Origin of the sequence: Rhodococcus sp. JG-3 (genome assembly GCF_000482405.1) — a bacterium.
In the GTDB taxonomy this organism is placed as follows: Bacteria; Actinomycetota; Actinomycetes; order Mycobacteriales; family Mycobacteriaceae; genus Rhodococcoides; species Rhodococcoides fascians.
On the sequence record NZ_KI519398.1, the window covers coordinates 3,161,032 to 3,178,229 of the forward strand.

Below are 17,198 nucleotides of genomic sequence, written 5' to 3' on the forward strand. Positions count from 1 at the left end.
CGGTAATCTGACCCGGTGAGCACCGACGGATCCACGTCCCGCGAGGCGGACGGCAAGACCAGCACAGCGGACTCGAGTGGTCCGGCAGAGCAGCTGGCGAAGAAGCATCGACGGTTTCGGTCTCGCATCGCCGAGAACAAGTCGCTCGATCTCGCCTACCGGATCACTGTCGGTGTCGTCGGAGCTCTGGTGTTGGCGTTGGGTGTGCTGGCCATTCCGTACCCCGGCCCCGGCTGGCTGATCGTGTTCGCAGGACTGGGCATCCTGGCCTCGGAGTTCGAGTGGGCCAAGGGCGCGCTGCGCTTCGTCCGCAAGAGGTACGACGCGTTCATGGCCTGGTTCTCGAAGCAGTCGATCGTCGTCAAGGGACTCGGCGTGTTGTTCACGACGGTCGTCGTGCTCGCAACACTGTGGCTTCTGGGTACTTTCGCGCTGGTCGGAGGTTGGCTCGGCCTCGACTGGACGTGGCTCGAGAGTCCCTTGTGACGCACGCGCCGCGCTGAGGGCCGCGCGGTGGCCCGTTGCCGATAGGCTGTCGGAGGCCTTCCTGGCCAGATGAACCGATCGAGGAGTACATCGCTGTGAGCATGCCCGTTGTCGCCGCCGTCTCGCCCGCCCGCATCTCGGTGCAGGCAGGAACGACCGCAGGTACGGCGCTACGCGACACCGGTCTGCCGAACAAGGGTCCCGACGCGATCGTCGTCGTGCGAGATCCGGAGGGCAAGCTCCGTGACCTGTCGTGGGCTCCCGACTGCGATACCGAGGTCGAGCCGGTCCCGGCGAACACCGAGGACGGGCGAAGCGTCATCAGGCACTCGGCTGCGCACGTTCTTGCTCAGGCCGTTCAGGAACTCTTCCCCGATGCCAAGCTGGGCATCGGACCGTTCATCAAGGACGGCTTCTACTACGACTTCGACGTGAAGCAGCCGTTCACCCCAGAGGATCTGACTGCGCTCGAGAAGAAGATGAAGCAGATCGTCAAGGCCGGGCAGCGGTTCTCGCGTCGGGTGTACGAATCGGTGGATCAGGCCCGTGAAGAGTTGGCGAACGAGCCCTACAAACTCGAACTGATCGACGACAAGTCCGGGATCGACGATCCCGAGGTCATGGAAGTCGGCGGGGGAGAGCTCACCGCGTACGACAACCTCAATCCCCGTACCGGTGAACGCATCTGGGGCGATCTGTGCCGCGGCCCGCACATCCCCACCACCAAGTACGTGCCGGCGTTCAAGCTCACCCGCAGCTCGGCTGCGTACTGGCGGGGCAACCAGGACAACGCCGATCTGCAACGCATCTACGGCACCGCGTGGGAGTCCACCGAGGCGCTCGATGCGCATCTCGAGTTGCTCGCCGAAGCCGAACGTCGTGATCACCGCAAGCTCGGTTCCGAGTTGGACCTGTTCAGCTTTCCCGACGAACTGGGTTCCGGTCTTCCGGTGTTCCACCCCAAGGGCGGCGTGATCCGCAACGAACTCGAGAACTACTCACGTCAGCGCCACATCGAAGAGGGCTACGAGTTCGTCAACACCCCGCACATCACCAAGGGCCATCTGTACGAGGTGTCCGGTCACCTCGATTGGTACCGGGACGGCATGTTCCCGGCGATGCACCTGGACGCCGAACTCGACGAGAACGGCGACGTGCGCAAGCCCGGCCAGGACTACTACCTCAAGCCGATGAACTGCCCGATGCACAATCTGATCTTCCGCTCCCGAGGGCGCTCGTACCGCGAACTGCCGCTGCGTCTGTTCGAGTTCGGAACGGTGTACCGCTACGAGAAGTCCGGCGTCATCCACGGTCTGACCCGAGTACGCGGCATGACTCAGGACGACGCGCACATCTTCTGCACTCGCGACCAGATGCGCGACGAGCTGACTCGTGCTCTGGAATTCGTTCTCGGACTGCTCAAGGACTACGGACTCGACGACTTCTACCTCGAACTGTCGACTCGCAATCCGGCGAAGTCCGTCGGCAGCGACGAAGTTTGGGAGGAGGCGACCACCACCCTCGCCGAGGTGGCCGAGGCGTCGGGTCTCGATCTGGTGCCCGACCCGGGCGGTGCCGCGTTCTACGGTCCGAAGATCTCGGTGCAGGCGAAGGATGCGCTCGGCCGCACCTGGCAGATGTCGACCATTCAGCTCGACTTCAACCTGCCCGAGCGTTTCGAGCTCGAGTACACCGGTTCCGGTGGTACCAAGGAGCGCCCGGTGATGATTCACCGTGCCCTGTTCGGATCCATCGAGCGGTTCTTCGGTGTGCTGACCGAGCACTACGCCGGTGCTTTCCCGGCCTGGCTGGCGCCCGTGCAGGTCGTCGGAATTCCGGTGGCCGAGGTGCATCAGGACCACCTCTTCGCGGTGGTGAAGGAACTGAAGAAGCGCGGAGTCAGGGCCGAGGTCGACGCGAGCGACGACCGAATGCAGAAGAAGATCTTCAATCAGACAGCGCAGAAGGTCCCGTTCATGCTGCTGGCCGGCGAGCGCGACGTCGAAGCAGGTGCCGTCAGCTTCCGATTCCGGGACGGCACTCAGGTCAACGGGGTTCCGGTGGCGGAGGCCGTGACCGTGATCACCGAGTGGATCGCCGCGCGAAACAACGCATCACCGACCGCCGAACTCGTGCAGACCAGTACCGCCGGAGTGAGCTGACATGGAAGAACACGACGAGTCGATCGTCGCCACCGGTGCCGGTGAACCGGATCGGCTGCAGCGATTGTGGACTCCCCATCGGATGTCGTACATCGCCGAGGCCCCACAGGGTTCGGCGGAGGGTTCGGCGAAGTCGACCGAGCCGTTCTCCGACATCCCGAAGATGACGGACGAGGACGGACTGGTCGTCGCGCGCGGCGAATCGGTGTATGCCGTACTCAACCTGTACCCGTACAACCCCGGCCACACGATGATCGTGCCGTACCGACGTGTCGCGGCGCTCGAGGATCTCACGCCCGCCGAGAGCTCGGAGCTGATGGCGTTCACGCAGAAGATGATTCGCGTGATCAAGCGAGTGTCGAGCCCGCACGGTTTCAATGTCGGCCTCAACCTCGGGGCGGCTGCAGGCGGTTCGCTGGCCGAGCACCTGCACCAGCACATCGTGCCGCGGTGGGGTGGTGACGCCAACTTCATCACAGTGATCGGCGGTGCCAAGGTGATGCCGCAACTGCTCCGCGACACTCGGGCCCTGCTTGCCTCGGCCTGGAACGAATGAACCACCGGCAAGGGGAGCGTGCGGCGTGCTGAGCATCTTCGGCCGTGCGCCGGTCTCGAAGTTGACGGCCCCGTTGGGCCGAGCGCTCAACAGCACCGGCCTGACTCCGGACTCGGTGACCATCATCGGCACGGTCGTCACCGTGACCGCTGCGGTGACGATGTTCCCTGCCGGCTACTTGTGGTGGGGCTCGATCGTCATCACCCTGTTCGTTCTGTTCGACATGCTCGACGGCGCGATGGCTCGCGCACGCGGAGGCGGCACCAAGTACGGTGCCGTTCTCGACGCGACGTGCGACCGCGTTGCGGACGGCGCGATCTTCGGCGGCTTGGCCTGGTGGGCCGTGTATTCCGAGAACGACAAGCTACTGCTCGTTGCCACTCTCGTCTGTCTGGTCACCTCGCAGGTCATCTCGTACGCCAAGGCGCGCGCCGAGGCCAGCGGCCTGTCCGCGGACGGTGGTTGGATCGAACGACCCGACCGCCTCGTCATCGTTCTGGTCGGGGCCGGGCTCACCGGTGTCGGAAGACATTTCGACATACCGTGGCTGGACAGTCTCATCTATCCCGCAATGTGGATTCTTGCCGCGCTGAGCATCGTGACCGTGTTCCAACGAGTGCTCGCCGTCCGCGGATCCGAGGGTGCCCGCGACATCATCGTGCCGCCGGCTCCATCGGTCTCCGACGACGGCGGTGTGGAGCCGACATGAATCTGTCGGAACGCGCGTCCGACGCCGGGTACGCCGCGGGGTGGCGTCTCGTCCGGTCGTTACCCGAGGGTGTCGCCCGTCGGTTGTTCGACCGCGGTGCCGACTTCGCCTCGTCCCGTAACGGCGGCCCGGATCAGCTCCGCCGCAATCTTGCTCGGGTGCTGGGGACCACGGCGGAGCAGGTCCCGGATGACCTGATCCGAGAGAGTGTTCGCTCCTACGCCCGGTACTGGCGTGAGGCATTCCGGCTGCCGTCGATGGACCTGGCCGCTCAGGCGGCCGTCATCGATCGGTGCGTGTACGGCAAGGAACATCTCGAAGCGGCACTCGACGCCGGCAAGGGAGTGGTGCTCGCACTACCGCACAGCGGCAACTGGGACATGGCCGGAATGTGGTTGGTGCGCACGCACGGTGGCCTCTCGACCGTGGCAGAGAGGTTGAAGCCGGAGTCGCTGTACCAACGCTTCGTGGCGTATCGCGAGAGCCTGGGATTCGAGATCTTTCCGCTCAGCGGCGGCGAGCAACCGCCCCTGCTCGCGTTGTCCGACAGACTGCGCCAGAACAAGGTGGTCTGCCTCCTCGGCGAACGAGACCTGGCGAAGCACGGAGTACCGGTGACCTTCTTCGGGGAACCGACACGAATGCCGGCGGGTGCGGCCAAGCTCGCCATCGACACCGGTGCCACGCTGCTCCCGGTACACGGCTATTTCGACGGCGACGGTTGGGGATTCGACATCTCGCCCGCGGTGGACGTCTCGCAGGGAGTAGCCGCTGCGACCCAGACGGTTGCGGATCATTTCGCGGCCGGAATCCGCGCTCATCCCGCCGATTGGCACATGCTGCAGCCGCTGTGGATGAGCGACTGGTCGGCAGAGCGACGAGCCCGAATCGAGGGCACATGAGAATCGGCATGGTGTGCCCGTACTCGTTCGACGTGCCGGGCGGAGTGCAGGCCCACGTCCAGCAGCTGGCCGAGGTCTTCATCGAACGCGGTCACCGGGTCAGCGTTCTGGCTCCCGCCTCGGACGGCGTCGAGCTCCCCGAATTCGTGGTGTCGGCCGGAGAAGCCTTGGCCATTCCGTACAACGGGTCGGTCGCCCGGCTGCGATTCGGCCCGGTCACGTACTCACGGATCCGAAAGTGGATCTCGGAGAACGACTTCGACGTGCTGCACATTCACGAGCCCAATGCGCCGAGTCTGTCGATGCTGGCACTCAAGGCCGCGGACGGCCCGATCGTGGCCACGTTCCACACATCCACCACCAAGTCTCTCGTGCTCAGCACGTTCCAGGGCGTGCTGCGGCCCTATCACGAGAAGATCAGCGGCCGGATCGCCGTGTCCGAGTTGGCACGGCGATGGCAGGTCGAGGCGCTCGGGTCCGATGCGGTCGAAATTCCGAACGGAGTCGACGTGCCGGCGTTCGCCGACGCAGACGTGCTCGACGGCTATCCGCGTCCGGGCCGGACGGTGCTGTTCCTGGGCCGCTTCGACGAACCGCGCAAGGGAATGGCCGTGCTGCTGGGCGCGCTACCGGCCCTCGTCGAATCTCACCCCGACATCGAAATTCTCATCGTCGGCAGGGGCGACGAGGACAAGCTTCGCAAGGAAGCAGGCGCGCTGGCCTCGCATCTGACCTTCCTCGGCCAGGTGGACGACGCGACGAAGGCTTCCGCGATGCGTAGCGCCGACGTGTATTGCGCCCCCAACCTCGGCGGCGAAAGCTTCGGCATCGTTCTGGTGGAGGCGATGGCAGCCGGAACCCCCGTGGTGGCAAGCGAACTGGACGCTTTCCGTCGGGTCCTACGCGACGGCGCATGTGGCCTGCTGGTTCCGATCGACGATTCCGCGGCCCTCGCGGCAGCCGTCACCTCCATTCTGTCCGACGACGCCGTCCGCGAGCGTCTCGTCGACGCCGCCTCGGCGGCCGTGTCCACGTACGACTGGCCTGTTGTCGCCGAGCAGATTCTGCGCGTGTACGAGACGGTCACCCTCGGCGGACAGAAAGTGCGAGCCGCGAGCTGATGACACTGTCTGCCGTCACCATCCTGGTCCTCGGACTGATCGCGGTTCTGATCCTCGTCGTCGGGCTGTGGGCCTACGGAACCGCCAACCGACTCGATCGGCTCCACGTTCGCACCGACCTCGCCTGGCAGGCCCTCGATGCTGCACTCGCGCGCCGAGCCGTCGTCGCGCGAGCCGTGTCGGCCGCCACCCGGGGCTCGGTGTCGTCGAGCAAAGAGCTTGCTGCACTGGCAGATCGAGCCGAACGCGCCGACCGATCGCAGCGGGAGGAAGCGGAGAACGCGGTGTCCATGGCACTCGCCGTCGTCGAACCGGCCGCGTTGCCACCACAACTCGTCGCCGAACTCGCCGACGCCGAAGCACGCGTGTTGATCGCACGACGGTTCCACAACGACGCCGTCCGAGACACCCTCGCTCTGCGGGTACGCCGTCCGGTCCGGTGGCTGCATCTCGGCGGCACCGCCGCCCTGCCGTCGTACTTCGAGATCGCGGAGCGCTCGGCCGTGGCAACGTTCGGTAGTGAGACTCGGGCGACGCCGCGTACCTCTGCGCGGGTGGTGTTGCTCGACGAGCGTGGCCGTGTCCTGCTCCTGCGTGGACACGACCCCACGGTGCCCGAGACGTTCTTCTGGTTCACCATCGGAGGTGCGGTGGAGAAGGGGGAGTCCCTTCGCGAGGCGGCGGTACGCGAAGTGCACGAGGAGACCGGCCTGACCGTCGACGCGTCCGACCTGCGCGGACCGCTGTGGCGTCGAGTCGCGACCTTCCCGTTCAACGGAACGTTGATCCGATCCGAGGAACTGTTCTTCGCGCATCGGACGCAGGAGTTCGAGCCCGAGAGTGCCGGGTTCACGGACTTCGAGCGACGAACCGTCACCGGGCATCGCTGGTGTACCGAGGCAGACATCCGGGCGCTGAGTGCGGTCGGCGAAAACGTGTATCCACAGGATCTGGCCGAACTTCTCGACGAGGTCAACGTTGCGCTCGCGCGACGCGGCGACCCGGACGTTAGGGCCATCCGCTGACAATCTGGACCTTTCCGACCAGTCCAGCAATCGTCAAGTGGTTATGGGAAACGACGCGGTAGCGGCCTACAGTTCTGGGCGCGTCGCCGCGCCGGCCCGCCCCTTCGCGGGCAGGGCCGCGGGTCTGCGCGAAGATCCGGACTGCCGAGAACACAGGAGTTGGCTTGAGTACCCCACACGCCCCCAATTCGCCCGCTGCTTCAACTGGATCCGCTGACGGCGGGTCCAACGAGAACGGAATCGGCACCGCTCGCGTCAAGCGCGGTATGGCCGAGATGCTCAAGGGCGGCGTCATCATGGACGTGGTCACCGCAGACCAGGCGAAGATCGCCGAGGATGCCGGTGCCGTTGCCGTCATGGCGCTCGAGCGCGTTCCCGCCGACATCCGCGCGCAGGGCGGGGTGTCGCGGATGAGCGATCCGGACATGATCGACAGCATCATCTCCTCGGTCAGCATTCCGGTGATGGCCAAGGCCCGCATCGGGCACTTCGTCGAGGCGCAGATCCTGCAGAGCCTGGGTGTCGACTACATCGACGAGTCCGAGGTCCTCACCCCGGCCGACTACGCCAATCACATCGACAAGTGGAATTTCACCGTTCCGTTCGTGTGTGGTGCCACCAACCTGGGTGAAGCACTGCGTCGAATCACCGAGGGCGCAGCCATGATTCGCTCCAAGGGCGAGGCCGGCACCGGCGACGTCTCGAACGCGACGACCCACATGCGCAAGATTCGCGACGAGATTCGCCGTCTCACATCACTTCCCGAAGACGAGCTCTACGTCGCGGCGAAGGAATTGCAGGCTCCGTACGATCTCGTCGTCGAGATCGCCCGTGCCGGAAAGCTGCCCGTCACGTTGTTCACCGCCGGCGGTATCGCCACCCCGGCCGACGCAGCGATGATGATGAAACTCGGTGCCGAGGGAGTGTTCGTCGGATCGGGAATCTTCAAGTCCGGCAACCCGAAAGAACGTGCCGAGGCAATCGTCAAGGCCACTACCTTCTTCGACGACCCGGATGTCCTCGCCAAGGTCTCCCGTGGACTCGGCGAGGCGATGGTCGGCATCAACGTCGACGACCTGCCCGTCGCACACCGGCTCGCCGAGCGCGGTTGGTGACCGTCCTCTTCCGGTTGCGTAGCTACTGACTGCGTTCCAGTGCCGGGCGGTTCGGATGGTCCCATCGGACCGCGAAGTCCGGCCGCTCGGCGTAGTCGTCGATCGAGTCGTAGTACTCGAGCAGTGCCGTGCAGGTCCATTGGTCGGCCGTGTCGGTTCTCCGACGCAGCGCACCCTCGGACAACCGCAACTGCACTCGAAGATCGACGTCCAGTCCTCGGCCCAGCAGCATCGGGCCGGCAATCAGGACTATGTGATTCGGCGCGGCCTCGACGGTACGAGCGCGGGCGGATCGATCGGTTGCCTCATCCCACAGACGCGGCAGATAGTGACCTCGGCCACCGGAACGCAGCGGCGCGATGACCTCGCGGATCACGGCATCGTAGTCGAACCACACAGTGCGGTAGCTCAATTCGTCCGTTCGCGAATACTCGAATCGAATGGACGCCGGCCGGACGTAATCGTGCAGGTCGACGACGTCGGCAGGCCTGCCCTGTGCGCGGGCGTGTTCGGCTGTGCGAGTGGCGAACTCGACCGGCTTCGCGGCGTCGGCACCGTCGACGACAACGATCGTTCGCGACCCGGCGGGGCACGCATCGACGATCGACCTGGTCAGAAGATCGGGAAATATCGGTATCGGTTGACCCACACCGACCATCTTGCCTGGTCCACTCATTGTTAGCCTGAGCCGTTGTCACAGAAAGGTGGACACAGCCATGGCCAGCATCGAGGACATTCTCGAATTGGAACGAATCGAGAACGACATCTATCGGGGACGCACGTTCCCGAGCCGGCTGCCGCGGACGTTCGGCGGCCAGGTTGCCGGCCAGGCGCTCGTCGCGGCCGTGCGCACCGTGGCACCCGAGTTCCGCGTGCATTCGCTGCACGGCTACTTTCTCCGGCCGGGTAACCCGAACGAGCCGGCCGTGTTCATGGTCGATCGTATTCGGGACGGCCGGTCGTTCTGCACCCGTCGAGTGACCGGAATTCAGCACGGCAAGGCCATCTTCACGATGTCCGCCTCGTTCCACGGCGACGACGACGGGATCTCCCATCAGGACCTCATGCCCGAGGTAGTCGGACCGGAATCGTTGCCCGACCCCACCACTCTGGCGGAGTACGACACCTCCTACTACAAGGAGTGGTCCGAATGGGACATCCGTCTCATTCCCGACGATCAGACCGTCAAGCATCCCAGTTTCGCTGCGCAGCAACGGGTTTGGTTCAGGTACCGCGACACGCTGCCCGACGATCAGGTGTTCCATGTCTGCGCGCTCGCCTACATGAGCGACATGACGCTCATCGGATCGGCCAAGGTGCCGCACCCGGACGCCGTCACGCAGACGGCCTCCCTCGATCACGCGCTGTGGTTCCTCAGGCCGTTCCGAGCGGACGAATGGCTGCTCTACGACCAGACGTCGCCGTCCGCTGATTTCGGACGAGCACTGGCACAGGGGCGAATCTTCGACATCTCCGGTCGTATGGTCGCCGCCGTCGTCCAAGAGGGACTGATGCGCTTCGAGCGGGACACCTCGAAGCCACACGTCGATCCCTTCGGATTGAAGTGACGCCGCCGACGATCGGCGTACTCGCACTGCAGGGCGATGTTCGCGAGCACTTGGCCGCACTGGAGTCGAGCGGTGCGCACGGAATCACCGTGCGGAGGCCGGACGAACTCGCCCGAATCGACGGGTTGATCATTCCCGGCGGCGAATCCACGACGATGAGCACTCTGCTCGGTGTATTCGATCTGCTCGGGCCGCTGCGCGCTCGTCTGGCCGAGGGTATGCCCGCGTACGGATCGTGCGCGGGGATGATCCTGTTGGCGTCGGACATTCTCGACACCAGGCCCGACGCGGAACACCTCGACGGTCTCGATATCACCGTGCGCCGCAACGCTTTCGGCCGACAGGTCGACTCGTTCGAGACCGATCTCGAATTCGCCGAGATCGAGGGCGGACCGATGCGCGCAGTGTTCATTCGTGCGCCTTGGGTCGAGCGTGTCGGTGCGGACGTCGAAGTACTCGCCACCGTCCCGAACGGGCCAGCTGCGGGCCGCGTGGTTGCCGTGCGGCAGAACCGAGTGCTGGCCACCAGCTTCCATCCCGAGGTCACCGGAGACGATCGAGTGCACCGACTCTTCGTGGACATGGTGCGCAGCGCGTAGAAACCCGTAATCGCCGGTTGGGGCGGAGCGATGACACGGGCGAGTAAAGTCGACAACACCGAATTCGAGCAGGAAGGGGCTCTATCGCATGAGCGGCCACTCAAAATGGGCCACCACCAAGCACAAGAAGGCGGTGATCGACGCCCGACGCGGCAAGTCGTTTGCCAAGCTCATCAAGAACATCGAGGTGGCGGCCCGCACGGGTGGTGGTGACCCCACGGGCAACCCGACGCTCTACGACGCCATCCAGAAGGCGAAGAAGACGTCGGTTCCCAACGACAACATCGAACGTGCGCGCAAGCGCGGAGCCGGCGAAGAAGCGGGCGGAGCCGACTGGCAGACCATCATGTACGAGGGTTACGGCCCCAACGGTGTCGCCATCCTCATCGAGTGCCTCACCGACAACCGCAATCGTGCAGCAGGCGAGGTTCGAGTAGCAATGACTCGAAACGGCGGAAACATGGCCGATCCGGGTTCGGTGTCCTACCTCTTCTCACGCAAAGGCGTCGTGACGCTCGAGAAGAACGGACAGAGCGAGGACGACGTGTTGATGGCGGTTCTCGAGGCCGGTGCCGAGGAAGTGAACGACAACGGCGACACGTTCGAGATCGTCAGTGAGCCGACCGATTTGATCGCAGTGCGTACCGCACTGCAGGACGCGGGCATCGACTACGACTCCGCGGAGGCGAGCTTCCAGGCTTCGGTCAACGTCCCGGTGGACGCGGACGGAGCGCGCAAGGTCTTCAAGCTGATCGACGCCCTCGAAGACAGCGACGACGTGCAGAACGTCTGGTCCAACGTCGACCTGTCGGACGAGGTCATGGCCGAACTGGACGACGAGGACTGACCCGGTCCTTTTGCTCACGGTGATCGACCGGGTGTCGTAGCCCTGATCCGTCGGTGCGCTCCGCTACGCTATCGAACAACAGTTCGTAAGCGGAAGGTGTGGTGGCGTGCGGGTGATGGGTGTCGACCCCGGTCTCACCAGGTGTGGGCTCAGTTTGATCGAGGGAGGCGTCGGTCGCACAGTCGTCGCTCTCGACGTGGATGTGGTCCGGACTCCCGCCGACATGGATCTCGCGCAGCGTCTGCTGCGGATATCCGAAGCAGCGGAATACTGGCTCGATACACACAAGCCGTCGGTCGTGGCGATCGAGCGAGTGTTCGCTCAGCACAACGTACGGACGGCCATGGGCACCGCGCAGGCAGGCGGCGTCATCGCACTGGCTGCGGCCCGGCGCGGTATCGACGTCTGCTTCCACACTCCCAGTGAGGTGAAGGCAGCCGTCACCGGCAACGGTTCGGCCGACAAGGCGCAGGTCACCGCCATGGTCATGCGCATTCTCGGGCTGCAGACCGCGCCGACTCCCGCTGATGCCGCAGATGCGTTGGCTCTGGGTATCTGTCACTGCTGGCGCGCCCCGATGATCGCCCGGATGGCCAAAGCCGAGGCGATGGCCGCCGAACAGAAGCGCAAGTACGACGCGCGTCTGGCCGAGGAACGCAAAGCTCGCGCCGCCGTGGCGCGCAAAATCGAGAAACTGGCCAAGAAGGAGGCGGGCGCACGGTGATCGCATCCATTCGCGGGTCGGTGATCGACATCGCTCTCGATCACGCAGTACTCGAGGCGGCTGGTGTCGGATATCGCGTCAATGCCACACCGGCGACGTTGGCGACGCTGCATCGGGGGAGCGAGTCCACTCTGCTCACCACCATGATCGTTCGCGAGGACTCGCAAACGCTGTACGGGTTTCCCGACAAGGAATCACGTGAGCTGTTCGAGCTGCTGCTCACGGTTTCCGGAGTCGGGCCACGAATTGCGATGGCCACACTTGCGGTACACGAACCCGACTCCCTGCGAACAGCTTTGGCGGACAGCGACATCGGGGCCCTCACCAGAGTTCCCGGTATCGGCAAGCGCGGGGCCGAGAGGATGGTGGTCGAGCTGCGAGACAAGGTCGACGCCGTTGTCGGCCGCGCCGGCAGTTCCGCGGTGCCCGGTTCCGGGGCCGGCAACTCGATGCGCGATCAGATCGTCGAAGCCCTGATCGGTCTCGGATTTCCGGCGAAGCAGGCCGAGGAGGCCACCGACGCGGTACTCGCACAGCAGCCCGAGGCCACGACGTCCACCGCACTGCGGGCCGCGTTGGCGTACCTCGGTAAGTCCAGGTAGGTCGGCGTGACCGAGGACGACGAGTTCGGGGAATCCCAGGTCGGTGCGGAGGCCATGTCCGACGACCTCGACATCGAGACCAGTCTGCGTCCGAAGAACCTCACCGATTTCATCGGTCAGCCTCGGGTGCGTGAGCAACTGCAGCTGGTGCTCTCGGGGGCGAAGATGCGCGGCGGCACCCCCGATCACATCCTGATGTCGGGTCCGCCCGGCCTGGGAAAGACCAGCATGGCGATGATCATCGCCGCGGAACTCGGCACGTCACTGCGGTTGACCTCCGGGCCCGCCCTCGAGCGTGCGGGCGATCTGGCCGCGATGCTCAGCAACCTCGTCGAAGGGGACGTGCTGTTCATCGACGAGATTCATCGGATCGCCCGGCCGGCCGAGGAAATGTTGTATCTGGCCATGGAGGACTTCCGTGTCGACGTGATCGTCGGCAAGGGGCCGGGGGCGACATCCATTCCCTTGGAGGTCGCCCCGTTCACTCTCGTCGGTGCGACCACCCGGTCCGGCGCGCTCACCGGACCGCTGCGCGACCGCTTCGGGTTCGTGGCGCACATGGATTTCTACGAGCCGAGTGAACTCGAACGAATTCTGATGCGATCCGCCGGGATTCTGGGTGTCCCCATCGACCGTGACGGCTGCGCCGAGATCGCAGGACGCTCGCGTGGCACACCCCGAATCGCGAACCGACTGCTGCGCCGAGTTCGCGACTACGCCGACGTGCGCGGCGACGGCACCGTCACCCAGGACACCGCCAAGGCCGCGCTGGTGGTCTACGACGTGGACAAGCTCGGACTGGATCGCCTCGACCGTGCAGTCCTCAGCGCGCTGATCCGAAGTTTCGGCGGGGGACCGGTGGGAGTGTCCACTCTCGCTGTCGCCGTCGGCGAGGAGCCCTCGACGGTCGAGGAAGTGTGCGAGCCGTTCCTGGTGCGGGCCGGGATGATCGCCCGCACGCCGCGCGGTCGCGTCGCCACCGCCGCCGCCTGGCACCACCTCGGTCTCACCCCGCCACCGGACCTCGCGGTCGGGGGAATTTCGGTGCGATCGGCCGAGGTCCAGCAGGGATTATTCGAGTGAAACGGCCGCAACACGAGACGAACGGACCGAGCGGGCCACAGGTGATGGCACACTGGGTAGCTGCGAGGCCCGCACCAGCGATGTTCTCGCACGAGACAATGACGATTATCGAACCGAACTTCGAGGACTGACCTTCCGATGGATTTGCTGTTTCCGCTGCTGATTGTGGCCCTTCTGGTACCGCTGTTTCTCAACGCGCGCCGACAGAAGAAGGTGCTGGCCAAGACCACGGAAATGCAGGACTCGCTGAAGGTCGGCGACGAGGTCGTCACCACTGCAGGCCTGTATGCACGAGTGGTCCTCGTCGAGGACGACACGATCGACCTCGAGATCGCCGACGGCGTCATCACCACGTGGTCACGCGCCGTCGTGCGTGAGGTTCTGCCCGACGACACCGAGTTCGACGACGGCGAGTCGGACGAGAACACGTTCGATTCGGTGCCCGGCGCCGGCACCGCTGCGGTCGGCCCCACCGAGCCGGCAGCTCCGTCGCTGCACAAGGACGTCGGGAACCCCGCCGACGAAACCGTCGAGCAGACGACGAAGCGCCTCGAAAAAGAGTGACGTAGCGAAGATCCGAACCGCTGTCGGAGACACAATCCGGCAGCGGTTTCGTCTGCGGTGAGCGTCGTGGTGCACAATCGCACCGCCCGCCGCTGACACAACGAGGCACGAGCCAACAGGAACAAACACTTTTCCACCGCCCAGAGGAGAATCACACACCGTGGCACCTTCCAGCGGATCGGTGCATCCCGCCCGCTATCTCGCCGTCTTCGCGGTGCTGATGGCGGCGGTGTATGCCCTGGTCTTCTTCACCGGAGACAAAGACCCCTCGCCGAAGTTGGGAATCGACCTGCAGGGCGGCACGCGAGTGACGCTGACTGCACGCACGCCCGACGGAAATGCGCCGTCGCAGGACAGCCTCAAGCAGGCGCAGCAGATCATCGAGACCCGCGTCAACGGTCTCGGCGTGTCCGGTTCCGAGGTGGTCATCGACGGCGACAATCTCGTCATCACGGTGCCCGGTGACGACAGCTCTCAGGCGAGAACTCTGGGGCAGACCGCTCGACTGTTCATTCGTCCGGTGGTGGGGTCGGTTGCACCATCCGCAGGCCAGGCGACGCCGGGTTCTCCGCAGACTCCGACGGACCCGGCTGCGCCGGCGGATCCGGCGACAGCCGTCGATCCTGCTGCTCCAGCTGCTCCGCAGAGTCGGGTGTTTCCGGCGCAGGATCCGACGACGGTCGACCCGACCCCCGCTCCGACAACCGGTGCTCCGGCCTCGGACGCACCCGCGACGGACGCCCCGACCACGAGTGATCCCGCCGGAAACGCGTCGCTGTCCGACGCCGATCGCGCAGCCCAGGAGATCGCCGACGCGAAGGCGCTTCGTCAGAGCGAGGATCAGCAGATACAGCAGCTCGCCATGCAGTCGCTCGATTGCAACGCCGCGGACCCGCTCGCCGGCAACGACGATCCTGCACTCCCGCTCGTGGCCTGCTCCACCGACGGAACAGCTGTCTACCTTCTCGGTCCCACGATCATCGACGGTCAGCAGATCGCCGACGCGACGTCCGGATTCGACAACCAGCAGGCTCAGTTCCAGGTGAGCCTGACGTTCGATTCCGAGGGGTCGAACACCTGGGCGCAGTTCACGGCTGCGAACCTGCAGAAGCAGGCCGCATTCGTACTGGACTCGAAGGTGATCAGCGCGCCGGTCATTCAGGGTGCCACTCCCGCCGGTAGTGCCACGTCGATCACCGGCAACTTCAACGCGCAGAGCGCTTCCGAACTGGCCAACACGCTCAAGTACGGTTCGCTGCCGCTGTCGTTCGTGTCCTCCGAGGCCGAAACGGTCTCGGCCACACTGGGATTGGCGTCACTCGAAGCAGGCCTGATCGCCGGTGCCATCGGCTTGGCCCTCGTGCTGGTCTACTGCCTGCTGTACTACCGAGCCCTCGGCCTGCTCACGGCTCTGTCGTTGGCGCTGGCCGGGCTCGTCGTCTACGGCATCCTGATCCTGCTCGGCAGGTGGATCAGCTTCACCCTCGACCTCGCCGGCATCGCCGGCCTGATCATCGGTATCGGCATGACCGCGGACTCTTTCGTGGTGTTCTTCGAACGCATCAAGGACGAGATTCGCGAGGGCCGCAGCTTCCGATCAGCAGTGCCCCGCGGTTGGGCCCGCGCACGCAAGACCATCCTGTCCGGCAACGCGGTCAGCTTCATCGCCGCTGCCGTTCTGTACGTACTGGCAGTGGGTCAGGTGCGCGGCTTCGCGTTCACGCTGGGACTGACGACCATCCTCGACGTCATCGTCGTGGTGCTGGTGACGTGGCCGCTGGTGAATCTGGCGTCGAAGTCGAAATTCTGGTCCAAGCCGTCCGTCAACGGTCTCGGCGCGGTCCAGCAGATCGCGCTCGAACGAAAGCGCGCCGCCAACAAGGCAGTCGCCGTCAAGACCGGCGCCGCGTCGCCGTCGAAGGAGGCATGACATGTCCGATACGGCCACCTCGACCCCATCGCCTCTCGACGATTCGAGCGTCGACCAGTCCACGCAGCCCAGGCACAGTTGGTTATCTCGTCTCTACACCGGCACCGGTGCATTCGAGATCGTCGGACGCCGCAGGTTCTACTACGTGCTGACCGGCGTCATCGTGCTGATCTGCCTGCTCAGCTTTCTGGTGCGTGGGTTCACGCTCGGTATCGACTTCGAGGGCGGCACCCGCATCGCATTGCCCGCCGCGGACAACATCTCCACCGAGCAGGTCGAAACCGTCTACAACGACTCGTTGGGCATGCCCCCGGTGTCGGTCCAGACGGTCGGCTCGGGTGCCGCGGCCACGGTGCAGATCCGTTCCGAGGCGCTCGATCCAGCCGAAGTCGACACTCTTCGACAGGCGCTGTTCCAGTCCTTCCAGCCACAGGACAACTCGGGCACCGCAACGCCCAATGCCATCAGCGTCTCCGACGTGAGTGAGACATGGGGGAGTCAGATCACCCAGAAGGCTCTGATAGCCCTCGCGGTGTTCCTGGTGATCGTCAGCATCTACATCGCCATCCGATACGAACGAGACATGGCGCTGGCGGCCCTGGCCGCACTGGGCTTCGACCTCGTCGTCACCGCGGGCGTCTATTCACTCGTCGGCTTCGAGGTGACCCCGGCCACGGTGATCGGCCTGCTGACCATTCTGGGCTTCTCGCTGTACGACTCCGTCGTGGTGTTCGACAAGGTGGAGGAGAACACCCGAGGCATCTTGAACCTGCATCGCAAGACGTACGCGGAGCAGGCCAACCTCGCCGTGAATCAGACTCTGATGCGATCGATCAACACGACCGTGATCGGTGTTCTGCCGGTCATCGCGTTGATGATCGTCGCGGTCTGGCTGCTGGGCGTGGGAACGCTCAAGGATCTCGCTCTCGTGCAGCTCGTCGGCATGATCGTCGGTGCCTACTCGTCCATCTTCTTCGCCACGCCGCTGTTGGTGACCCTCAAGGAGAAGTGGGGCCCGGTCGCGGTCCACACTCGCAAGGTCCACTCCAAGCGTGCCGACGCGGCGGCGCGCGCCGCCGGTCTCGCACCCGAACCGGTGGCCGTCGGCGTGGATGTCAGCAAGGCGTCGGCACCGCAGCCCGGCAATCGCCCCACTGGGAAGCGGAACAAGAAGCGCCGATAGCGAGATCGTAGAGATGGAGAGT

18 protein-coding genes are annotated in these 17,198 nt (G+C 65.0%); 17 read left to right on the plus strand and 1 reads right to left on the minus strand.

The window, feature by feature from the left end:
• Positions 1-93: 93 nt before the first annotated feature.
• From K414_RS0116440 to pdxS, 8 genes are all read left to right on the plus strand, one after another.
• A complete protein-coding gene (locus K414_RS0116440; protein ID WP_027496933.1) occupies positions 94-486 on the plus strand; it encodes a TIGR02611 family protein in 393 nt (130 codons plus the stop codon).
• Positions 487-587: 101 nt separating this feature from the next.
• Complete coding sequence (thrS, locus tag K414_RS0116445) at positions 588-2,648, plus strand: threonine--tRNA ligase (protein WP_037219326.1); 2,061 nt, start codon at positions 588-590, stop codon at positions 2,646-2,648.
• A 1-nt stretch (position 2,649) separates the two neighbouring features.
• Positions 2,650-3,204 (plus strand): HIT domain-containing protein, encoded by a 555-nt coding sequence (locus K414_RS0116450; protein WP_027496935.1) that lies wholly within the window; start codon positions 2,650-2,652, stop codon positions 3,202-3,204.
• Between the two features lie 25 nt (positions 3,205-3,229).
• Positions 3,230-3,913 (plus strand): phosphatidylinositol phosphate synthase, encoded by a 684-nt coding sequence (gene pgsA / locus K414_RS0116455; protein WP_027496936.1) that lies wholly within the window; start codon positions 3,230-3,232, stop codon positions 3,911-3,913.
• Positions 3,910-4,815 (plus strand): phosphatidylinositol mannoside acyltransferase, encoded by a 906-nt coding sequence (locus tag K414_RS0116460; protein WP_027496937.1) that lies wholly within the window; start codon positions 3,910-3,912, stop codon positions 4,813-4,815. Before pgsA ends, K414_RS0116460 begins: the two co-directional genes overlap by 4 nt.
• A complete protein-coding gene (locus K414_RS0116465; protein ID WP_027496938.1) occupies positions 4,812-5,936 on the plus strand; it encodes a glycosyltransferase family 4 protein in 1,125 nt (374 codons plus the stop codon). Before K414_RS0116460 ends, K414_RS0116465 begins: the two co-directional genes overlap by 4 nt.
• Positions 5,936-6,961, plus strand: a complete 1,026-nt coding sequence (locus K414_RS0116470; protein ID WP_027496939.1) for an NUDIX domain-containing protein — start codon at positions 5,936-5,938, stop codon at positions 6,959-6,961. Before K414_RS0116465 ends, K414_RS0116470 begins: the two co-directional genes overlap by 1 nt.
• Positions 6,962-7,200: 239 nt before the next feature.
• Positions 7,201-8,076: a pyridoxal 5'-phosphate synthase lyase subunit PdxS gene (gene pdxS / locus K414_RS0116475; protein WP_161631833.1), complete on the plus strand. Its 876-nt coding sequence runs from the start codon at positions 7,201-7,203 to the stop codon at positions 8,074-8,076.
• 22 nt (positions 8,077-8,098) lie between these two features.
• Here pdxS and K414_RS0116480 read toward each other — a convergent pair whose 3' ends face one another.
• A complete protein-coding gene (locus tag K414_RS0116480; RefSeq protein ID WP_237606196.1) occupies positions 8,099-8,752 on the minus strand; it encodes a hypothetical protein in 654 nt (217 codons plus the stop codon).
• A 40-nt stretch (positions 8,753-8,792) separates the two neighbouring features.
• Here K414_RS0116480 and K414_RS0116485 point away from each other — a divergent pair, with 40 nt between their 5' ends.
• The 9 genes from K414_RS0116485 to secF all read left to right on the plus strand — a co-directional run bounded on the left by K414_RS0116485 (position 8,793) and on the right by secF (position 17,176).
• On the plus strand, positions 8,793-9,644 hold the full coding sequence (locus K414_RS0116485) for an acyl-CoA thioesterase II (protein ID WP_027496942.1): 852 nt from the start codon (positions 8,793-8,795) through the stop codon (positions 9,642-9,644).
• On the plus strand, positions 9,641-10,243 hold the full coding sequence (gene pdxT, locus K414_RS0116490) for a pyridoxal 5'-phosphate synthase glutaminase subunit PdxT (protein ID WP_027496943.1): 603 nt from the start codon (positions 9,641-9,643) through the stop codon (positions 10,241-10,243). The genes K414_RS0116485 and pdxT overlap by 4 nt, the downstream gene beginning before the upstream one ends.
• A gap of 88 nt (positions 10,244-10,331) precedes the next feature.
• Positions 10,332-11,090, plus strand: coding sequence for a YebC/PmpR family DNA-binding transcriptional regulator (locus K414_RS0116495; protein ID WP_027496944.1), 759 nt, complete (start codon positions 10,332-10,334; stop codon positions 11,088-11,090).
• 106 nt (positions 11,091-11,196) lie between these two features.
• Positions 11,197-11,814, plus strand: coding sequence for a crossover junction endodeoxyribonuclease RuvC (ruvC, locus tag K414_RS27210; protein WP_032370470.1), 618 nt, complete (start codon positions 11,197-11,199; stop codon positions 11,812-11,814).
• Entirely contained in the window at positions 11,811-12,416 is a 606-nt protein-coding gene (ruvA, locus tag K414_RS0116505) for a Holliday junction branch migration protein RuvA (protein WP_027496945.1), read from the plus strand. The genes ruvC and ruvA overlap by 4 nt, the downstream gene beginning before the upstream one ends.
• 54 nt (positions 12,417-12,470) lie before the next feature.
• Positions 12,471-13,499: a Holliday junction branch migration DNA helicase RuvB gene (gene ruvB / locus K414_RS0116510; RefSeq protein ID WP_045841916.1), complete on the plus strand. Its 1,029-nt coding sequence runs from the start codon at positions 12,471-12,473 to the stop codon at positions 13,497-13,499.
• Positions 13,500-13,637: 138 nt separating this feature from the next.
• On the plus strand, positions 13,638-14,063 hold the full coding sequence (gene yajC / locus K414_RS0116515; protein WP_027496947.1) for a preprotein translocase subunit YajC: 426 nt from the start codon (positions 13,638-13,640) through the stop codon (positions 14,061-14,063).
• Between the two features lie 160 nt (positions 14,064-14,223).
• Positions 14,224-15,993, plus strand: a complete 1,770-nt coding sequence (gene secD, locus K414_RS0116520; protein WP_027496948.1) for a protein translocase subunit SecD — start codon at positions 14,224-14,226, stop codon at positions 15,991-15,993.
• Position 15,994: 1 nt separating this feature from the next.
• The gene (gene secF, locus K414_RS0116525) at positions 15,995-17,176 is read left to right on the plus strand and encodes a protein translocase subunit SecF (protein WP_027496949.1); all 1,182 of its coding nucleotides are present in this window, start codon (positions 15,995-15,997) and stop codon (positions 17,174-17,176) included.
• Positions 17,177-17,198: the final 22 nt, after the last annotated feature.